Source organism: Haloarcula ordinaria (assembly GCF_029338275.1).
Lineage (GTDB): Archaea > Halobacteriota > Halobacteria > Halobacteriales > Haloarculaceae > Haloarcula > Haloarcula ordinaria.
On sequence record NZ_CP119789.1, the window covers coordinates 562,037 to 580,396 of the forward strand.

Here is an 18,360-nt window from a genome sequence, read left to right on the forward strand (position 1 = left end):
CTCACTCCCACGGGTGCCACCCCGGTTTGTCGGGCCACAGCGGGTACCAGTACTCCTTGTCCCCTTCGAGCGTTATCTCGCCGTCGAGGTTGCTCTCCAGTTTGAACTCGGCCGTCGAGTCGCGCTCGTGGCTCTCGCGGGTGTCGGGCGCGAACGGGTAGTACGCCCCCCGGCGGAACGAGTAGACCCAGTAGGCCGGCTGGCCGTCGTGCTCGCGCTCGAACGAGAACAGCGCCGCGAGCAGGCGCGAGCCGTACCGTCGCTCGACGAGCGTGTCGGCCGCGAAGTGGATCGCGGTCAGCAGGTCCTCGAAGTCCGGGTCCTCGAAGACGATCCACTGATAGCCGTGGTCGTCGGTCTCGAAGGTGGCCTCCGTGCCAGTCTCGACCTGCCCGGCGTCGAGGATGGACTCGACCTCCTCCATCGCGTCCCGGAAGTCCGTGTTGTCCACGTCGGCGAAACACAGCGCCGCCTCGCCGGTCGGTTCGTAGCCCAGTTCCGCCTCCATCGTGATGTAGGCGGTGCTCATCCCGAAGAGGTCGTCGGGGTCGGCGTCCCGGGTGGCGTCGGCCTCGGCCTTCATTCCGAGTGCGCTCTTGAGCCCGTCGAACAGTCCCATACAGGTGTGAAGGGGGGCGTCCCTCAAGTGGTTTCGCTCCTAGATTGAGGAGATTACACGTCAGTGGCGACCGGTTTCAAGAACCAGAAAGTCCCAGCCGGCAGTAGGTCCCCATCCGACACTGGCAGGACTAAAAGGGGCGACACGCTGGACGAAGGCGGACGACGCAAGCACTGGAACGAACGCAGTGAGTGAAGCGCGCAGCGAGTCCCCCGAGTCCAGCGTGTCGGGGCTTTCTGGTTGTCGACGTTGGATGCAGCGAGACGAGCAGACCATGCGACCGTAACAAGATTCACCACACGCCAACCAGGGCATTCGGTACAGAAGATCTACCCAGTGAGCAGTGCCATCTGGCCACCTTCAACCAATCCGTGACAGCGCTTACAGAGCGTAATAAGGTTCTCTAACTCGTTCGCGTTTTCGTAACTGTCAAAGTCGCCGAACCGAGTCTTGTGATGGACTACGGGGACACAACCGTACTCTTGCTCATGCTCTTGTCTGCTCATGAGGCAGGATTGACATCGGTAATTATCACGTTCCCTGGCTCGCCGACGCTGTTTCCTCCAGTTTGGCCCGTAATAGCGATCATATCCACCTCTATAGCGAGGATGGTTCTCGCCAGAGAACTGTGCTGAACGCCATTCGATCATACACTCCTGTGAGCAAAATCGACTCTCGTCGACCTCGGCTGGCCTCACCTGTCTTGTATCTCCGCAGGTTTCACATTGTATAGAGACCCTCCCTCCTTGCCAGACTCGAGATTCTTCTCCTGTCTGTTGAGACATGAAAGATCCCTTGCAGTCGTAGTCGCAGAAAAATCGGCTCCGTTCCCTAACCTCGAATGGGGTTCGTTGGTTTGTTTGACCACAATACGAGCAGTCTACTGACACTGTTCCGTAGTTTTTCCCAGCCTGCTCGGGTTCGTTATCTTTCCAGTGTTCCGAATGGTCGGTCGGGTCTAGTTCCGCAGATTGCAGAACGGAATTCCAGTTACCGAACCGGTTTTTCAACGTCTTGGAGTTGTGGTCACCGTGTTCATCGTACACCATCACGGGTGGAGAACGGCCTATTTCATCGGCCACCCTTCGGAGGTCATCAAGCAGCGTTTCGTCTGATATTTTTTCCTCGCCAGTCTCGAAGCCAGCGGCCCGTTTTAGTTCTTCGAACGATTCAAACCGTTTGTAGATTGGAGTACTGCTGTAACTCCCGTGCTCGTTGTACTCGGCCAAAGTTGGGCGCGAGTCTAACTCGTCACTGACCCGCTGATAATCTTCGATGAGAGCCTCCCGCGTAACTCGTTTCATGAGACAGGTTCCCAGAGTTGTGAGTTTTTTCCCGCTAGTCAAAGGTCAGTTTTTCGTTATTTCATACACGGTAGTAGTCCTACGAGTCAACTAACCAGTTCAGTCATCAGGGAATTCTCGGAGTGAATACCTCCCATATCAGGAACCACACCGTCCGAAAATCAGAGTTAACTAGAAGCCTTCCAGTTCCCGCTCTAGGTCACGCAGCCGGTCGACCCGCTTCTCCGTCGACGGGTGGGTACTGAACAGCCGCCCGAGCCATCCCGTCCTGATGGGGATGATGAAGAAGGCGTTCATCTCCGCCTCGGAGCGGAGGTCCTCCTTGGGCACCTTGTCCATCCGGCCGTCGATCTTCATCAGGGCGTTGGCCAGCGCGGCCGGTTTGCCCGTGATGACCGCCCCGCCGCGGTCGGCGGCGTACTCGCGGTAGCGGCTGAGCGCCCGGATGAGCAGGAACGAGACGATCCAGACGGCCAGCGAGATGAGGATGGCGACGAACACCGGCACCTGCTGCTGGCCGCCGCCGCGATTCCGCCCGCCCGAGAACAGCCAGCCCCAGCGGACGATGAGGAAGGCGATGGTCGAGAGGAAGGAGGCGATGGTCATCACCGCCACGTCGCGGTTCTTGATGTGGGCCAGTTCGTGGGCGATGACGCCCTCCAGTTCGTCCTGGTCGAGCGTGTTCATGATGCCCGTCGTGACACAGACCGCGGCGTTCTTCTTCGAGCGGCCGGTCGCAAAGGCGTTTGGTACCCGCGAGTCCGCGACGGCGACCCTGGGCTTGGGGAGATCCGCTTGCTGGGCGAGCCGGTCGATGGTGCGGTGGAGCTCCGGATACTCCTGCTCGCTGACCTCCTTGGCCCCCATCGAGTACAGGGCGAGCTTGTCGCTGAAGAAGAACTGCGCGAACAGGAACCCGCCCATCACGACGACGATGAGCGCCAGATTCTGGAAGTACAGCGTCAGCGCGCCGATGAAGACGATGTACAGGGCGAACAGGAGGAACATCGTGAACGCCATGCGCCCACGGAGCCCCCAGTCGGTTTGCCACTCCATAGCCCAGACTAGGGGACGGAGCCTCTAAAACCTCGCTATCGTGTGCCGGAAGCGCACGATGCCGACGCCGTCACCGGCGGCCGCGGAACGCAATACGTAACCGAGTGAGTCGAGTACGAGGTGGTAATGAGCCGGTCTGGAGCCTTCTGCCCGCGGTGTGGCGACGAGATGTCGGCCGTGCCCGACGACCGTCCCGACCTTCCGGGCGCGCGCCGGGACTCCGAGCGGGTGCTGTGTGACGCCTGCTACTTCGAGGCGTTCGACCTCGTCGACGCGCCCGAGGAGATTCAGGTCCGCGTGTGTGCCCACTGTGGCGCAGTCCACAAGGGGAACCGCTGGGTCGACGTCGGCGCCGACGACTACACGGACATCGCCGTCGAGCAGGTCAGCGAGGCGCTGGGTATCCACGTCGACGCCCAGTCGGTCGCCTGGCAGGTCGCGCCCGAGCACCTAGACCAGAACAACATCCGGATGCACGCCGAGTTCTCCGGCGTCGTCCGCGAGACGCCGGTGACCGAGGAGGTCGCGGTTCCGGTCAAGATATCCCGCCAGACCTGCAAGCGCTGCGGGAAAATCGCCGGTGGTTCCTTCGCCAGCATCGTCCAGGTGCGGGCCGACGAGCGGGACCCAACCGACGAGGAAGTCGAGCGGGCGAAGACCATCGCCGAGGCGTACGTCGCCGAGCGCGAGGCCACCGGGGACCGAAACGCCTTCATCACCGAGAAAAAGGAGATCCCTGAGGGGCTGAACATGAAGATATCGACGAACCAGATGGGCCACGGTATCGCGAAGCGCATCACGGCCCAGCTGGGCGGCTCGTACTCGGACTCCAAGCGCCTCATCACCGAGGACGAGGACGGCCAACCCGTCTACCGGATGTCCTACGCCGTCCGCCTGCCGCGCTACCGCCAGGGCGAGGTCATCGACCCCGAGGACGGCGACGGACCCGTACTGGTCCGCTCGGTCCAGGGAAATCTCAAGGGCGTCAGGCTGGCGACCGGCGACCACTTCGAGGCGAGTTTCGAAGACGAGGACGCTCCGGACGCCACCCGCCTCGGCTTCCGCGAGGACGGCCAGCTCACGACGCTGGTCGCTGTCGAGGACGCCAACGCCGTCCAGGTGCTCGACCCCGAGACGTTCGAGAGCGTCACGGTCCCCCGCCCGGACTACCTCGACACCGACGCCGACGAGGTCCCGGTGCTGAAGAGCCAGGCAGGGCTACACGTCCTGCCCGAACGCGACGCCGACGACAGCGAGCGCGATGCCTGAGGACGCCGAACCGGACCGACGGCTCGCCGTCGTCGTGGGCAAGCCCCGCGCCGAGTCGGTGATCGACGCACTCGAAACGGAGGGCGTCTACGACGCCGACCGGAGCGTCCGCTCGTGGGACACCGACAGCGTCGCCGTTCCGGTGACCGACCCGCCGTCGACGGTCGAGGTTCGGGAGGTCGTCGAGCAGGTCGGCGACCCGCGACTCAGAACGCTCGAGGACCACCTCCGGGAGCGCGGCTGGAGCGACGACGAACTCGACGCGGCCCCCTCGTCGTGGGCCGTCGTCGGCAGCGTCGTCCTCGTCGACGTCGGCGACAGTCCACGGCCAGAAGAGGTCGGCCAGGCGCTGCTCGCGCTCCACGGCGAGGCCGACACGGTACTCGCCAGGGGCGGCATCTCGGGTGCCCACCGCGAGCCCGACGGCGAGGTCGTCGCCGGCGAGGGCGACACGGAGACGGTCCACACCGAACACGGGACCCAGTACGCCCTGGACCTCGCCGAAGTGATGTTCTCGCCGGGGAACAAGGCCGAGCGGGTGAGGATGGGGGAAATCGTGTCCGACGGCGAGTCCGTGCTCGACATGTTCGCCGGCATCGGCTACTTCACGCTCCCGATGGCCCGCGCTGGGGCGCAGGTGACCGCCGTGGAGCGCAATCCCACGGCCTTTCGCTACCTGGTCGAGAACGCGATGCGAAACGGCGTCGACGACCGCGTGCAGCCCTATCGTGCCGATTGTAGGGACGTGATAGCGGGCCTGGACGAGACGGAGACGGTCGACCGGGTCGTGATGGGGTACTACGAAGCCCACGAGTACCTCGAATCGGGGCTTGCGGCCCTGAAACCGGGCGGCGTCCTGCACCTGCACGAGGCCACACCAGAGGCGCTGGTCTTCGAGCGCCCCATCGAGCGCCTCGAGGCTGCGGCAGCCGAGGCCGGGCGCTCGGTCGATGTCCTGGACACCCGTCGAGTCAAGAGCTACAGCGAGGGCGTCGCGCACGTCGTCGTGGACGCCAGAATCGACTGACGAGCGCCAGCAGTGAGGGCCGTAGAAGACACACCTTACCGCGTCAGGACCATCGTACCACGGGAGGAGTCCGCTACCACGTCAGTCCCTCGTAGGTGATGCCCTCGCGGGGGGCGACGATGCGCCGACCGTCGATCACGACCGGGTCGGCCATCGCGTCGAACTCGTCGTCGAGCGCCGCAAACTCGTCCCAGTCGGTGACGACGACGGCGCCCGAAGCCCCGTCGAGCGCCTCGGCTGCGGAGTCGGCGTACGCGATGTCCGGATACTTCTCGCGCATATTGTCGGTGGCGACTGGGTCGTAGGCGACGACGTCCGCGCCGCGGGCTTGCAGGCCCTCGATGACCGGGACCGCGCGGGTGCTGCGGATGTCGTCCGTGCCGGGCTTGAACGCCAGACCCAGCACGGCGATGCGCTTGCCGGTGGCGTCGACGTGCTTGTCGAGCAAGGAAAGCAGTCGCTCCGGCTGGTCGTCGTTGAGTTCGACGGCCGCCGAGAGCACCGTCGGGTCGTAGCCCCGCTCCCGGGCGGCGGCGATGATGGCGTCGGTGTCCTTCGGGAAGCAGCTCCCGCCCCAGCCGACCCCGCTGCGCAGGAACTGCGCGCCGATACGGTCGTCGAGGCCGATGGCGTCGGCCACCTCGTAGGCGTCGACGCCGAACTCCTTGCAGATGTTCCCGATGTCGTTGATGAGGCTCACCTTCGCCGCGAGGAAGGTGTTGTTGGCGTACTTTATCATCTCGGCCTCGGCGATGCCGGTCTCGACGACGGGCACCTCGCCGTCGGCGGCCTCTCGGAGCGGGGCATAGAGGTCGTGGAGCAGGTCGTAGGCCCGCTGGTCGTCGGCCCCGAAGACGAGTTTGTCGGGGTTCAGGAAGTCCGCGACGGCAGTGCCCTCGCGCTGGAACTCGGGGTTCGAGGCGACCAGGAAGTCCTCGCCGCGGACGAGGCCGGCCGCGGCGATGCGGGCCGCGAGTACCTCCTCGGTGGTCGTCGGGACGACGGTGGATTTCGTGACCACGAGGTGCGGGCCGTCGCGGTCGGCCGCGGCCAGCGCCTCCCCGACGGCCTCCGCCCCGGCCTCCATGAAGCGGAGGTCGATACTGCCGTCCTCGTTCGAGGGGGTCGGCAGGGCCAGCATCGTCAGGTCCGTCTCGGGGACGATGCCGTAGTCGGTCGTCGCCCGGAGACGGTCGCCACCGTGCTCGGCGACCAGTTCGTCGAGCCCGGGTTCGTGGATGGGGGACTCACCGGCGTTGACGGCAGCGACGATGTCCTCGTCGATGTCGACCGTCGTGACCTGGTGACCGAGGTCGGCGAGACACGCTGCGACAGTGGTACCGACGTACCCGCTGCCGACGATGCTGACGTTCATCAGCCGTGGCTTGGCGAGGGTAACCCTTGAGAATTCGGGTCCTACCCGCCGGCCCAGACCCCGCGACAGCGGCGGTCTAGACAGCGCCTACTCGGCGCCGACGGACCACAGAGACTCGACTCGCGCTCGCCGTGTGACGGTGGGTCGCCGCCACGGCCTCGTCCGCGTTGCCTACCCGTGAATAACGGCTCAATTACAAGGCCCGAAGCCGCCCGACTACGGGCAAGTAGCTGATGGCACTCTCTCACAGGCAGGCAGCATGAACACCGAACGCATCGTCTCACTCGCAGTCGTCGCCGTCGTCGTGCTGGCGATCGGCCTCTCGGCCTCGACACTCGAGTCGTCGATGAGCACGGAACCAGAGGACGCTATCGACCTCGACAACGAGGCCTTCCCACTCGGTGCCGAGCGCGGCGAACAGATACAGGCAGCCACGCAGCGCCTCCACGACGAGTACACCGACCCGACAGACCAGGACGAGGCGAGTGCGACCGAGATGCGCGCGAGCGACACCGGCGTGAGCGCAGCGGTTCCGGCGGGCGGTACCACCGACGAGCTAGGGCAGAGCCAGAGCGAGGGGACCGGGACGGGCCCGGCCGACCCCGGACTCGACGTCGTCTCGCTGCTCGTCGGCGGTCTGTTGTGGCTCGGGAGCGCCGTCGTCGTCTACCGCTACCGGCGGCGGCTGGACCCGATCCTCGCCACGCTGAGCGGGGCCTACGTCGACATCGACGACGGGACCGAACAGGGCCCCATCGCGATGCCGGAGAACGACGTCCAGCGGGCCTGGGCAGAGCTGTTGCGCCGGGCCGGCGTCGACCAGCCACAGCAGTACACCCCCCGAATCTGCGCCCGATTGGCCATCGAGAGCGGGTACGACACGGACACCGTCGAACAGTTACGTCGGCTGTTCGAGGACGTCCAGTACGGTGCCGTCTCGTCGATAGCCGCCCAGGAACAGCGCGCCAGAGACGTGTTAGAGCGGCTGGACGGTGAACTGCGGTGAGCGTCGACGACATCGAACGCCTGGGTCCGGTCGCCGTGGGCGACCTGCGAGGGCTGCGGCGAGCGGGGTGGCTGGTGCTCGTCGGCTGCGGGCTCGTCGCGTTCGTCGTCGCCGTCGTCGCCACGGTACCGGGTACGGCCGGGCTCATCCCCGTGGACGGACTGGTCGCACTGGCCGGGAACGACTACTTCCTGCTCGGGGCGTTCGGAACGCTCGCGCTCGCCGTCCTCTCGGTGATGGTCGTCCGCCGGGCCGCCGGCCACGTCAAGCAGGCCGCGCCACCGGACCCGGAGACAATCCGGGACGCCCACCAGCCGGGCGACGAGCTCGACCAGTACCTCCAGTCGTGGTCGCTGTCGAACGGCCGGGCGGCGAACGAGGCGCTCCGTGAACGGCTCCGCACGGCGGCGGTGAGTGCGATGGTCCGGACGGAGCGGGTCCCCGCCGAGACGGCCCGCGAACGGATCGACGAGGGCGAGTGGATCGACGACCCCGTCGTCGCGGCGTTCCTCAGTTCGGGCCGTCCGACCCCGCCGGGGCTCCACGAGGAAGCGGCGCTCGCGCTCCACGGCGAGCGCTGGAACCAGCACGAGGTCCGCGAAGCCACCGAAGCGGTACTGGAGCGGTTCGAACTGGACGGTGAGCGGCGATGACGACCGTTCGCGCCACCGGACGCTGGCGGGGCATCGTCGCCGTCGCGCTGCTCGCCGTCGCGGCCGGTGTCCTCCTCGACCGACCGGCGGTCCTCCTGCTCGGCATCGTCGGCGCGGGCTTCGCGGCGTACCCGCGGCTCTCGGGACCGCCGACCGTCGAGGTCGAGCTGGAACGGCGACTCGACGACCGCCACCCGAAGCGCGGCGACCCCGTCACCGTGACGGCCCACCTGACCAACGTCGGCGAGCGGACGCTGACCGACGTCCGTATCGTCGACGGCGTCCCACCGATGCTCACCGTCGCGTCGGGGAGTCCCCGACACGCGGCCGTGCTGCGCCCCGGCCAGAGCACGACGTTCACGTACGCGCTCGACGCCGACCACGGCCACCACACGTTCGACCCAGCGACGGTCATCGCCCGGGACATCACCGGGGCCCACGAGATAGAGACGACCGTCTCGGCCGAGGGCGAGCTCCACTGCTCCGAGACGGTCCCGGAGGTCCCACTCCGGCGCCAGACGGACAACTTCGCCGGGCAGCTGACCACCGACGGCGGTGGCAGTGGCACCGAGTTCCACACGATCCGGGAGTACAACCGTGGCGACTCGATACGGCGGATCGACTCGAAACGGTGGGCCAAGACCGGCGAGCTCACCACCATCGAGTTCCGCGAGGAGCGGCGCAGTTCGGTCCTGCTGCTCCTCGACGCACGGGAGAAGGCCTACCGGTCGGCCAGCGACGAGGACCCGAACGCCGTCGCCCACAGCATCGCGGCCGCCGAGCAGCTGCTCACCGCCCTCGATGGCGCCCAGAACCAGGTCGGTCTGGCTGCGTTCGGCCGCGAGTTCTGCTGGGAGGGTCCGGGGGGCGGGGCCGACCACCTGACTCGGCTCCGCCAGCTCCTCTCGTCGCATCCGACGCTGTCCTCGACCCCGTCGAAACCGGGTGAAGACGGCGACCTCGAGCGACAACGCGAGCGACTGTACGCCCAGCTAGGGACGTCGACGCAGGTCGTGGTCCTCTCGCCGCTGACCGACGAGTGGATACTGCAGACGATCCGGCGCCTGGAGGCGGGCGGCCACGCGACGACCGTCATCAGCCCGGACGTCACCGCGGCGGAGACGCTCGGCCAGCGCATGGCGCAACTGGAACGGCAGAACCGGCTCCACGCGCTCCGCCAGACCGACATCCCGGTCGTCGACTGGGACCCCGCGACGGCCCTCGGGACCGTCCTGTTGAACGAGGGGCGCCGACGGAGGAGCGCATGAGCACCGCCGTCTCCCACCGACCGACGTCGCTCTCGAGCGCGCTCGCGCTCCTGCTTTCGGCGAGCGTCGCGCTCCTGCTCGCTGGGTCGGCGAACCAGCGCCTCGCCGTCATCGGGACGGCGGTCGGCGTCGCGGTCGTACTCGCGGGCGCACGATTGCCGGACGTGGAGCGTGCGGTGCCGGACGAGGTGACCCGCAGGAGCACGCGGGTCCCGCTCGACCGCTTCGGAGCCAGCGAGGTCACGGTGGTCGGCGCCGCCATCGTCTCCCTCTCGCTGCTCCACGGTGTCCTCACACTCTCCGGGAGCGTCGGATGGGCCCAGCTTGGCCCCGGCATCCTTGGGATAGTCCTGCTCGGGCTCGGCCTGCGACCGGTGCGCGAGGACCTCGCCCGGCGGTTCGTCTCGGCCGGGCTGGCGGCGCTGGTCGTCGGCGTGGTCCTCGTCGGCGTCTTCGAGCGGGCCGACACGGGGACGTTGCTCGTCGCGACCGCCGGTGCAATCGTCGCCTGGGACGTCGCCGAAAACGGCATCAGCCTCGGGGAGCAGCTCCGGAGCGACGCCGGCACCGAATCGGTCGAGCTCCTCCACGCCGGTGCCAGCGCGGGGTTCGGCGCCCTGCTGGTCCTCGGGGCGACGGTGCTCTTCGAGAACGGGACGACGGAGCTCCCGCTCGCAGTCCTGGTCGCACTCGTGGCCGCGGCCGTCGTGTCGATGGCGGCGCTGTATCGGTGAGTTTCTGAATTTCTGGAAAAACGGGGACTGTCGCAGTTAGTCGGACTGGTTCGCGTACGTGACCGTCGGGACCGGCACCGAGTCGAGGACGTCGGCGACGACCGCACGCTTGTCGACGCTGTCGACCCGCGCGTCGGGCGTCAGCACGAGACGGTGGGCCATGACGGCCGGGGCGATGCGCGCGACGTGGTCTGGGGTGACGTACGACCGACCCCGGAGCGCGGCGTAGGCTCGGGTGGCCTCGAAGAGCCGCTGTGTCCCACGTGGCGAGACACCCGTCTGGACGCGTGAGTCGTCCCGACTCGCCCGCGAGAGCGAGACGATGTACTCCCGGACTTCCCCGTCGACGTGGACCGTCTCGGGAGCCTTCCGGAGCGTCGCAGGTGCCAGCGATAGCCGTGACGTGACCGACGGCGTCCGGTCGGTCCGGTCCGCCCGGCGGTTGAGAATCTCCAACTCGCCGCTGGCAGAGGGGTACCCGAAGCTGGTCTTGACGATGAAGCGGTCGACCTGCGCCTCGGGGAGCGGGAAGGTCCCCTCCTGCTCGATGGGGTTCTGCGTCGCGATGACGAAGAACGGCTCGGGCAGTTCGTGGGTCGTCCCGTCGATACTGACCTGGCCCTCGGCCATCGCCTCGAGCAGCGCGGCCTGTGTCTTCGGCGACGCGCGGTTGATCTCGTCGGCGAGGACGACGTTCCCGAATATCGGTCCGGGGCGGAACTCGAACTCCTGGGCCTTCTCGTTGAACACGTAACTCCCGGTGACGTCCGCGGGGAGCAGGTCCGGCGTGAACTGGATGCGCGTAAAGGAGAGGCCCAGCGCACCGGCCAGCGAGCGGGCTGTCAGAGTCTTCCCCGTCCCCGGAACGTCCTCTAGCAGGACGTGACCGCGGGCGAGAAACCCGGTCAGGACGGTCTCGAGCGTCTCCCGTTCGGCGATAACCGCGTCGCCGACGTCGTCGAGGATAATCTTACAGTGGTCGGCGACGTCGTCTATCGACGGGTCCGTTGACATGTGCAAGAGAGGTCTCCAGACCGGCTTTGTTATCGCCGACCTACCTCCCGGAGGATGGCGAATCCGGGCGTCGTTCGGCCGTTCCGGGAACCGGTGTTCGACCGCCACTTCGAGCGGTGTCACAGCGCGAGTGCGCCGAAGCGACAGCGTCCCAGGTCTAGTGGCGTAACACCTAACAGCGCGTCTGGCAAAGGAGGACCATGGACAGACAGCAGATTATGGCCATCTTCCTGACGCTGCTGATGGTCGGGTCGGGAATCGTCTACGGGCTCTCTTTCGTCGTCTTCTAGTCCCACACGTCGGAGAGCGGGTGGGAGTCGCTGCCGGACCGGGAGCGCGACCGGTCGCGCTGGCGGCGGGTGCGCGCGCTGACGCCCGTGAGCGCCGCGTCCGGCGAGAACCGGGGGGAGGTCGGGCTCGCTCATCCGGGTGACCTGTGCGGCGAACCAGTCGGGCGTGTCGTGGCTCGCCCGGTCGAAGAGGTCGAGCAAGGACGAATCAGCGAGGTAGGTCGCGCCGTAGTCGTCCGGCGCTCTGACCACGCGACCACAGGCCTGGATGACGGTTCGCAGCGCGGTGCGGTAGTACCAGCCCCACTGGTCGTCCTCCAGGCGGCGGGCGACCCGCGAGTCCCGGGTGTTCGGATACGGGGCCTTGCAGATGACCTGCCAGCGACAGAGGTCCCCCTCTAAATCGAGCGCTTCCTCCATCTTCACCGAGAGGAAGACGTCGGGGTTGTCGCTGCGCTTCCAGGCGGCCAGGGCGGCGTCGCGGCCCGCCTTGTCGTGGTCGCGGACGCGAGCGCCGACGCCGAAATCGTCGAGGAGCTCGTTCAGCTGCTCCTTGATGGCGTAGGAGTGACAGTGGACCAGCCCCTTCTCGTCGGGGTGCTGGGCCATGATGCGGACCGTCTCGCGGGCGATGGCCGGCAGCGTCTCCTCGCGGTGCTCGAAGGTCATCTTCCCCTGCGTGACGTCGTAGAGCGGGCGGTTCTCGACGGGGAAGGTGTGGCCCACCTCGACGAGGGCGACGTTCTCCGGCCGGAGGCCGACGTTGGCACAGAACGCCTCCTTGTTCAGGATGGTCGCCGACAGCAGGGCGAAGCGGTTGCCGCGGTCCCAGACGGTGTGTTTCAGGTAGCGCTCGGGGTTCATCGGCTTGACCGTCACCGCCGACTCCGTCTGGTCGACGACCCACGTCGTGACGCTCTCGGCGTCGTGGTAGTCCTCGCGGAACCACTGGAGGTCGCCCCGCAGCTGGTTCAGCGAGTCGCGTTCGGCCACCTCCTCGCCGGTGAGTTCGGCGTTGCCCCGCAGTTCCTTCACGCGCCGTTCCGCGAGGTGTTCGACCCGCTCGGTGAACGCGACGGCGTCGTCCAGTCCGTCGATGTCGGGGACGTCGAGTTCCGACCACATCGGGATGGTCTCGGGCGAGAGGTCGATGGTCGCGTACATCTCGGCCCACTCGCCCAGGCCGTGGGCCTCGTCGATGACGACGACGTCGCGCTTGCCGAAGACGTCGCTGCCGGCGGTCTGCATGAAGTACGCCAGCGTCATCGCGGCGATGCGGCGGTTCGAGGCGATGGCGCGGTCCGAGAAGTAGGGACACCGGTGTTTGACCTGGCAGTCGAACTCCCGTTCGCGGACGCAGGGCGCCTGGTTGACCGGGGTGTCCGTCTCGCCCGGGAGGATGCAGTCGTAGTTGTTCTTCCCGCGGATGACCGAGAGGTCCGAGAGCAGGTCGTCGCTCGCCACGTCGTCGAGTTGCGAGACCTGCGGCGTCGTGTAGTACGCGTCGATGACCTGCTCTGCGGCGGCCTCGCCGGCGGTCCGGGCACAGCCGGCGATTGCTCTGGCCAGGAGGGACTTCCCGCTGCCGGTCGGAGCGCGCACGAGGACGACGTCCTTCCCGCTCTCGAAGGCCGAGCGGATGTCCGAGAGGGCGTCTTTCTGGTTCCCACGGTAGGCGGGTGCGGGGAACTCGTCGTGAATCCGCGCCGGGTACACGAGTGAGGGTGACGGACGGCCGGGGGTAAACCTTTCCTGTCACCCGGGCCCGAGTGCGGGCGGGCTGTGGCTGCCGTGGGCGTGATAAACAAACGGTAGAGCGCCCCTGATACCAACACAACGCATATATGCGGTGAATGGCTTACTTTCCGTAGAGGAATAGCGCACCATGTCACGGTCAGCACTCGTGGGCAACGTCACGGCGATGCTCGAGGACGCGGGGTTCCTCGTGAGCGACCGCTGTGCGATCCGGCCCAAGAGCTTCGACATCGCGGCGCGACGCGGCGAGGACGTGCTGCTGGTGAAGATCCTGGGGAACATCGACGCCTTCGACGCCTACACCGGCGCCGAGATGCGCCGGCTCGGAACGTACCTGAACGCGACGCCCATCGTCCTGGGGCTACGGACCCGCGACGAGGAACTCAAACCGGGTGTGGTGTACTTCCGCCACGGCGTCCCCGTCCTCTCGCCGGACACCGCGGTCGACCTGTTCGTCGAAGAGGTCCCGCCGCTCATCTACGCCGCTCCGGGCGGCCTGTACGTCAACATCGATTCGGAGGTGCTCGCCGACGCCCGCGAGGAGAAAGAGTGGTCGCTGGGTCGCCTCGCGAAGGAGCTAGGCGTCTCGCGGCGGACCGTCTCGAAGTACGAGGACGGCATGGACGCCTCCGTCGACGTGGCGGCCGAGCTCGAGGACCTGTTCGACGCGCCGCTGACGTCGCCCGTGAACGTCCTCGAGGGGACCGAGGACATCCGCGACGAGGAACCGACGCCGGAAGACCCAGACGTCGCCCCCGAGGACGAACCCATCGCGACGGTCTTTACGCGCATCGGCTTCACCGTCCACCCCACGGACCGCGCACCGTTCAAGACGGTCAACGAGAACGCCAAGCGGCGCGAACAGGTCCTGACCGGCCACTCGGCGTTCACCGAGACGGCCGAGAAGCGCGCCCGCATCATGTCTTCGGTCGGCGAGGTCACCGGCACTCGCTCGGTGTACGTCGTCGACGAACTCAGCCGCGAGTCGGTCGACGGCACGGCGCTCATCGCCGAGGACGAGATGGAGAACATCGAGGACGCCGACGACCTCCGTGACCTCATCATGGAACGCGGCGAAGAGCCCGAAGAAGTGGCCTGAACGCCGTAGTTCGGTTCTGGCGTCCCGACACCCGTTGCCGCCCGAGTGGCTGTCCGGACGGTCTCGCTATGCACAGATTCAAACCCCACAGAGCCGTGGCTCCCGACCGTGAACGTGTCCGTCGGTGTCGGCGTCGCGGTTCTCGCGGCGGTCGCGCTGGCGGCGCAGAGTCTCGCCGTCCGGCGGAGTACCGCCAGCCACTCCGTGAGCGACGTCGTCGCCGGCGTCTTCCTCGTCAACCTCGTCGTGCTGGTCCCCCTGTCCGTGGCGAGCTACCGCCCGCCGTACGGGCTCACGCCGCGGTCGCTCGCCGCCCTCGCGATTGGGGGCCTGCTCGGGTCACTGCTGGCGCGTGCCGCGCTATTCGTGGGCATCGAACGGCTCGGTGCGAGCCGGGCCGAAGCGCTGAAGTCGACGTTCCCGCTGGTCGCGGTCGTCGCGGCCGTCGTGGCGCTGGGCGAGGGAATCACGCCGACAGTGGCGGCCGGCGTGGTGTTGCTGGTCGCTGGCGCGGCCGCCGTCTCGTGGGATGCCCGGGCCAGCCCGGTCACCGCGAGCGGGCGCGAGGTGTGGACCCACGTCGGGTTCCCGCTGGCGGCAGCGGTCTGTCTCGGTGTCGACCCGGTGTTCACCAAGGTCGGCCTGGCGGGCGAGACGCCGGCACTGGTCGGCGCCACCGTCCGCGTGCTGGCCGCCGCCTGTGGCTTCGGGCTGTATCTCGGCTGGCGGCGGGTGCGCCACGACGCCTCGTGGCCGTCGCGCCCGGGTCGATGGACGGTCGTCGTCGGTATCGCCAACACGACGTACCTCAGTGCATACCTGTGGGCGCTGAGCCGGGAGCCGGTGAACGTCGTCGCGCCGATTCTCGGGGCGAGCCCCTTGCTGGTACTGCTCGGGTCGGCGCTGTTCGCCCGAGACGACGAGCAGCTGACCGCCCGTCTCGGAATCGCGGTGGCGGTGCTCGTCGCCGGCGTCGTGCTCATCGTCAGTGGCTGACGTGCAGTCGGCGGTCGCTCAGCCGACGATTCCGAGCAGTCCCAGGACCCACCGACCGAGCTCCGACGCCGCGAACGCGGCCCCCTCCGGTCGCGTCAGCGAACGGCCGGTCCAGAGGGCCGCGACCGCGAGGACGGTCACCGCCACCAGCCACGCGAGCGTCTCCAGCGAGACGGGGCTGACGCCAAGCGGGCGGACGAGTGCGGCCAGTCCCAGTATCCCCAGCAGGTTGAAGATGTTGCTACCGACGACGTTGCCCACGGAGACGCCGAGACTACCGCGACGGACGGCGACCAGCGAGACGGCGAACTCCGGCGTCGAGGTGCCCGCGGCGACGATGGTGCCGCCGATGACCCAGTCGGAGAGACCGGCCCCGCTGGCGAGCGCCGAAGCCGCGCCGACCATCGCGTCGCCGCTGACGAGGACGATTCCCAGGGCGACGACGACCGCCAGTGGGTCCCGCCCCGGGAACGAGAACCGTCCAGCGAGCGACGTCGTCGCCGGATGGTCAGCTTCGCTGTCGGGCTCGGCCGCCGGTTCGGTCGGGGTGGCCCGGAGCAGGTAGCCGGTGTAGGCAACGAACAGACCGACGAGGAGCGCCCCTTCGAGCCGGGATATCGAGAGGTCGAGGAGTGCGAGACCACCGACGGCGGTGCTCGCGAGCAACGCCAGTCCATCACGCCGCAGAAGTGAGTCCGTGACAGGGAGGACGTGTATCAGCGCGACGACGCCGAGGATGAACGCGAGGTTGTAGACGTTCGAGCCTAAGACGTTGGCGACCGCGATGTCGCCCAGACTCTTGACGGCGGCGTCGGTCGAGACCGCCAGCTCCGGCATAGAGGTACCCATCGAGACGACCGTCAGGCCGATGACGAGGTCGGAGAGCCCGAATCGCCGGGCGATTCGGACCACAGTATCGACGAGTAGTCGGGCACCGACCCACAGGCCGATGACGGAGAGCGCGACGACGGCGAGATGCGCGAACGGGCTACCGTGAGCCATCACTCGATTCGACCACACTGCCGGCTCCGAAATCAACGTTGTGCCGGCGGGCACGGGCTGCGAGAGTCACCCCCCGGACCATGCACTGAAGAATGGCGACGTTACGCCGCGCTCGAACCGTACGTCGCTTCCAGATACTCGACGATGTCGTCGGACTCGGGCATCCCCTCGATGTCGTGGTCGGGGTCGACCAGCACCGGGACGCCGGTCTGGCCGGAGACCGCCTCGACCTCGGTGCGCTCGGAGTGCGAGCGCGGGACCATGTGGGACTCGTATTCGAGACCCAGTTCGTCGAGTTTCGTCTTCACTTTCGCGCAGTACGGACAGCCCTCCAGTTCGTAGAGTTCGAGGTTTGCCATCGGCTCGACGTAGCGGGGCCAGCCGAAAAAGCGCGTCGGTGGTGTGTTCGGTCCGTGCAGCCCCGTCAGACCGCGCTCGTGAGGACGCCGCCGGTGCGGACGACGAAGTACAGCACGAAGGCCGCGGCCAGCACCCACTGGCCGACGAGCACGTCGTCGAACTCGCCCTGGGCGGTCTTGACGATGGGGTACGAGACGATGCCGGCCGCGATACCGTAGGCGATGGAGTAGGTGAACGGCATCACCATGATGGTGAGGCCGGCCGGGACGGCGTGGGCGAAGTTGTCCCACTGGATGTCGACGATGTTGCGCATCAGCAGGACGGCAACGACGACCAGCGCGATGTGCGAGGCGTAGAGCGGAATCGCCGTCGCCAGCGGGACGATAGCCAGCGAGGCGAGGAAGAGGCCGGCGATGACGAGTGCGGTGAGGCCGGTTCGCCCGCCCTCCTCGACACCCGTCGCGGACTCGATGTAGGTCGTCACCGTCGAGGTGCCGAGCATCCCGCCGATGGTGGTCCCGACGGCGTCGGCCATCAGGGGCTTGTCGATGTCCGGGAAGTCGCCGTCCTCGTCGAGGAAGTCACCGGCCTGGCCGACGCCGACCAGCGTGCCGGCGGTGTCGAAGAAGTCCACGAAGAAGAACGTGAAGACGATGAGCGCGAAGGAGAACGCCTCGACCTGGCCGAAGCCGGCGAGGAACGCGCCGGCGAGCGGCGTGATGTCGTACTGTGCGCTCGCGAGCTGCGAGGCGTCGAACCCGCCGTTCTGGACGGCGGCGGTCGCCAGGACGCCGGGTTGCGCGAGGCCGACGAACGTCGCGACAGCGCCCAGAATCGTCGTCAGGAGGATGCCGGCGATGATGGACCCACGGATACCGGCGGCGTAGAGGACGAACGTCAAAAAGAGCCCGAGCACCGAGAGGATGGCGACGGGGTCGCTAGCGATGTTGCCCAGCCCCACGAGCGTCGCCGGGTCGTCGACGACGATGCCCATCGCCTCTAAGCCGATAATCGCGAGGAAGAGGCCGATACCGGCCCCGACGGCGAACTTCACCGGTTCGGGGAACAGCTGGATGATGTACTCCCGGGCACCGACCGCCGTGAGGATGATGAAGATAATCCCCTCGACGACGATGGCCGCGAGGGCCGTCTGCCACGGCACGCCGAGCACGCCGATGACGGTGATGGCGAAGAAGGCGTTCAGGCCCAGGCCAGGTGCCAGACCGAATGGCCGGTTCGCATAGAAGGCCATCACCAGCATCGCCACCGCCGACGAGAGGATGGTGACGACGGCCAGCATCTGCAGGACCTCCGGCGGCGAGAAGCCCTCGATAGCGATGCCGCCTGGGGTGTTGTCTTCGGGGAACGCCGTCAGGATGACCGGGTTGAGGAAGACGATGTAGCTCATCGTCAGGAACGTCGTCACCCCGGCCAGGACCTCGGTCCTGACGTCGGTGTCGTGCTCGGCTAACTTGAACAACTCCTCCAGTGTACTCGCCATTTGCCCGAGACTCACAGTAATGGGGCATAAAC

16 protein-coding genes and 1 pseudogene are annotated in these 18,360 nt (G+C 67.3%); 8 read left to right on the plus strand and 9 right to left on the minus strand.

From position 1 onward, the window contains the following. Nucleotide 1: 1 nt before the first annotated feature. The 3 genes from pspAB to htpX all read right to left on the minus strand — a co-directional run bounded on the left by pspAB (nucleotide 2) and on the right by htpX (nucleotide 2,979). Nucleotides 2-619, minus strand: coding sequence for a PspA-associated protein PspAB (gene pspAB, locus P1L41_RS02985; protein WP_276297389.1), 618 nt, complete (start codon nucleotides 617-619; stop codon nucleotides 2-4). Between the two features lie 329 nt (nucleotides 620-948). After that, the gene (locus P1L41_RS18580) at nucleotides 949-1,923 is read right to left on the minus strand and encodes a homing endonuclease associated repeat-containing protein (protein ID WP_379788386.1); all 975 of its coding nucleotides are present in this window, start codon (nucleotides 1,921-1,923) and stop codon (nucleotides 949-951) included. A gap of 171 nt (nucleotides 1,924-2,094) precedes the next feature. Further along, the gene (gene htpX / locus P1L41_RS02990) at nucleotides 2,095-2,979 is read right to left on the minus strand and encodes a zinc metalloprotease HtpX (RefSeq protein ID WP_276297390.1); all 885 of its coding nucleotides are present in this window, start codon (nucleotides 2,977-2,979) and stop codon (nucleotides 2,095-2,097) included. A gap of 126 nt (nucleotides 2,980-3,105) precedes the next feature. Between htpX and P1L41_RS02995 the strand changes: the two genes are divergently transcribed. After that, complete coding sequence (locus P1L41_RS02995; RefSeq protein WP_276297391.1) at nucleotides 3,106-4,248, plus strand: 60S ribosomal export protein NMD3; 1,143 nt, start codon at nucleotides 3,106-3,108, stop codon at nucleotides 4,246-4,248. Then, entirely contained in the window at nucleotides 4,241-5,275 is a 1,035-nt protein-coding gene (locus P1L41_RS03000) for a class I SAM-dependent methyltransferase (RefSeq protein ID WP_276297392.1), read from the plus strand. The genes P1L41_RS02995 and P1L41_RS03000 overlap by 8 nt, the downstream gene beginning before the upstream one ends. A gap of 73 nt (nucleotides 5,276-5,348) precedes the next feature. On the opposite strand, the gene aglM is transcribed toward P1L41_RS03000, so the two are convergent. Continuing rightward, on the minus strand, nucleotides 5,349-6,650 hold the full coding sequence (gene aglM, locus P1L41_RS03005; RefSeq protein ID WP_276297393.1) for a UDP-glucose 6-dehydrogenase AglM: 1,302 nt from the start codon (nucleotides 6,648-6,650) through the stop codon (nucleotides 5,349-5,351). 259 nt (nucleotides 6,651-6,909) lie between these two features. Between aglM and P1L41_RS03010 the strand changes: the two genes are divergently transcribed. Genes P1L41_RS03010 through P1L41_RS03025 form a run of 4 tightly spaced genes read left to right on the plus strand, consistent with a single transcriptional unit; the run spans nucleotide 6,910 to nucleotide 10,311 of the window. Next, nucleotides 6,910-7,656 carry a DUF4129 domain-containing protein gene (locus tag P1L41_RS03010; protein ID WP_276297394.1) on the plus strand — a complete coding sequence of 249 codons (747 nt, stop codon included), beginning with the start codon at nucleotides 6,910-6,912 and terminating at the stop codon, nucleotides 7,654-7,656. After that, nucleotides 7,653-8,309 (plus strand): DUF7269 family protein, encoded by a 657-nt coding sequence (locus P1L41_RS03015; protein ID WP_276297395.1) that lies wholly within the window; start codon nucleotides 7,653-7,655, stop codon nucleotides 8,307-8,309. Before P1L41_RS03010 ends, P1L41_RS03015 begins: the two co-directional genes overlap by 4 nt. Then, a complete protein-coding gene (locus tag P1L41_RS03020; RefSeq protein WP_276297396.1) occupies nucleotides 8,306-9,577 on the plus strand; it encodes a DUF58 domain-containing protein in 1,272 nt (423 codons plus the stop codon). Before P1L41_RS03015 ends, P1L41_RS03020 begins: the two co-directional genes overlap by 4 nt. Then, nucleotides 9,574-10,311 (plus strand): DUF7519 family protein, encoded by a 738-nt coding sequence (locus P1L41_RS03025; RefSeq protein ID WP_276297397.1) that lies wholly within the window; start codon nucleotides 9,574-9,576, stop codon nucleotides 10,309-10,311. Before P1L41_RS03020 ends, P1L41_RS03025 begins: the two co-directional genes overlap by 4 nt. 36 nt (nucleotides 10,312-10,347) lie before the next feature. Here P1L41_RS03025 and P1L41_RS03030 read toward each other — a convergent pair whose 3' ends face one another. Next, entirely contained in the window at nucleotides 10,348-11,325 is a 978-nt protein-coding gene (locus P1L41_RS03030) for an AAA family ATPase (protein ID WP_276297398.1), read from the minus strand. A 286-nt stretch (nucleotides 11,326-11,611) separates the two neighbouring features. Beyond that, nucleotides 11,612-13,331, minus strand: a pseudogene (locus P1L41_RS03035) (helicase C-terminal domain-containing protein). A 169-nt stretch (nucleotides 13,332-13,500) separates the two neighbouring features. Between P1L41_RS03035 and P1L41_RS03040 the strand changes: the two are divergent. Beyond that, a complete protein-coding gene (locus P1L41_RS03040) occupies nucleotides 13,501-14,469 on the plus strand; it encodes a transcriptional regulator (RefSeq protein ID WP_276297399.1) in 969 nt (322 codons plus the stop codon). Nucleotides 14,470-14,577: 108 nt separating this feature from the next. Next, entirely contained in the window at nucleotides 14,578-15,465 is an 888-nt protein-coding gene (locus P1L41_RS03045) for an EamA family transporter (RefSeq protein ID WP_276297400.1), read from the plus strand. A gap of 18 nt (nucleotides 15,466-15,483) precedes the next feature. Here the strand turns inward: P1L41_RS03045 and P1L41_RS03050 are convergent, their stop codons facing one another. The 3 genes from P1L41_RS03050 to P1L41_RS03060 form a co-directional block, all read right to left on the minus strand. Further along, complete coding sequence (locus P1L41_RS03050; RefSeq protein WP_276297401.1) at nucleotides 15,484-16,467, minus strand: calcium/sodium antiporter; 984 nt, start codon at nucleotides 16,465-16,467, stop codon at nucleotides 15,484-15,486. Between the two features lie 101 nt (nucleotides 16,468-16,568). After that, entirely contained in the window at nucleotides 16,569-16,826 is a 258-nt protein-coding gene (locus P1L41_RS03055; RefSeq protein ID WP_276297402.1) for a glutathione S-transferase N-terminal domain-containing protein, read from the minus strand. A 65-nt stretch (nucleotides 16,827-16,891) separates the two neighbouring features. Continuing rightward, entirely contained in the window at nucleotides 16,892-18,328 is a 1,437-nt protein-coding gene (locus tag P1L41_RS03060) for an NCS2 family permease (RefSeq protein WP_276297403.1), read from the minus strand. Nucleotides 18,329-18,360: the final 32 nt, after the last annotated feature.

Coding starts and splice junctions, on each gene's coding strand:
- P1L41_RS03010 (WP_276297394.1), top strand. CDS start 6,910: ATGAACACCGAACGCATCGTCTCACTCGCAGTCGTCGCCGTCGTCGTG.
- pspAB (WP_276297389.1), bottom strand. CDS start 619: ATGGGACTGTTCGACGGGCTCAAGAGCGCACTCGGAATGAAGGCCGAG.
- P1L41_RS18580 (WP_379788386.1), bottom strand. CDS start 1,923: ATGAAACGAGTTACGCGGGAGGCTCTCATCGAAGATTATCAGCGGGTC.
- P1L41_RS02995 (WP_276297391.1), top strand. CDS start 3,106: ATGAGCCGGTCTGGAGCCTTCTGCCCGCGGTGTGGCGACGAGATGTCG.
- htpX (WP_276297390.1), bottom strand. CDS start 2,979: ATGGAGTGGCAAACCGACTGGGGGCTCCGTGGGCGCATGGCGTTCACG.
- P1L41_RS03060 (WP_276297403.1), bottom strand. CDS start 18,328: ATGGCGAGTACACTGGAGGAGTTGTTCAAGTTAGCCGAGCACGACACC.
- P1L41_RS03000 (WP_276297392.1), top strand. CDS start 4,241: ATGCCTGAGGACGCCGAACCGGACCGACGGCTCGCCGTCGTCGTGGGC.
- P1L41_RS03050 (WP_276297401.1), bottom strand. CDS start 16,467: ATGGCTCACGGTAGCCCGTTCGCGCATCTCGCCGTCGTCGCGCTCTCC.
- P1L41_RS03030 (WP_276297398.1), bottom strand. CDS start 11,325: ATGTCAACGGACCCGTCGATAGACGACGTCGCCGACCACTGTAAGATT.
- P1L41_RS03020 (WP_276297396.1), top strand. CDS start 8,306: ATGACGACCGTTCGCGCCACCGGACGCTGGCGGGGCATCGTCGCCGTC.
- aglM (WP_276297393.1), bottom strand. CDS start 6,650: ATGAACGTCAGCATCGTCGGCAGCGGGTACGTCGGTACCACTGTCGCA.
- P1L41_RS03040 (WP_276297399.1), top strand. CDS start 13,501: ATGTCACGGTCAGCACTCGTGGGCAACGTCACGGCGATGCTCGAGGAC.
- P1L41_RS03055 (WP_276297402.1), bottom strand. CDS start 16,826: ATGGCAAACCTCGAACTCTACGAACTGGAGGGCTGTCCGTACTGCGCG.
- P1L41_RS03025 (WP_276297397.1), top strand. CDS start 9,574: ATGAGCACCGCCGTCTCCCACCGACCGACGTCGCTCTCGAGCGCGCTC.